Raw genomic sequence first — 435 nt, 5'->3', positions numbered from 1 at the left:
CGCGATCGTGCCGACTGCGGTGACAGCCCGGACGTCCCTGATCATTGGCGACGGTGACTCCCCGCACGAGGCGCTGGTGCGTTCACTGGCCACCGGCAGGGCGAGTGGAGTGCTGTTCACCGACGACGTGCGCTGTCCCGTGCATGTCGTCGATCTCGCCGCGGCGCTCCTCGAACTTGCCGCATCCGAGTATCACGGGATCCACCATGTCGCCGGAGCCGATGCGGTGAGCCGATACGAGCTGGGGCTGCTCATCGCCCGACGCGATGGACTCGACGCGGACCGACTGCCTTCAGGCCGGCGAGTGGACACCGGCGTGCCCGGCCCGCTGGATGTGCGCCTGGAGTGCGACATGACGCAGCGACGGCTTCGGACCAGACTGCGTGGCGCGCGGCGGTTTCTGGGGTGACGTTCACCGGTGATCGCGGCCTTCTC

At 68.7% G+C, this 435-nt stretch carries 1 protein-coding gene; it reads left to right on the top strand.

What is annotated here, in order from left to right; translation table 11 throughout:
* The coding region (locus IG98_RS0144075; RefSeq protein ID WP_030926672.1) for a sugar nucleotide-binding protein at positions 1-409 on the top strand (409 nt) is incomplete at its 5' end.
* Positions 410-435: the final 26 nt, after the last annotated feature.

It is taken from the genome of Streptosporangium amethystogenes, assembly GCF_000721075.1.
Taxonomy (GTDB): Bacteria; Actinomycetota; Actinomycetes; order Streptosporangiales; family Streptosporangiaceae; genus Streptosporangium; species Streptosporangium amethystogenes.
The sequence above is the reverse complement of the archived record's forward strand: the minus strand, read 5'-3'. Positions and strand labels throughout refer to the sequence as shown.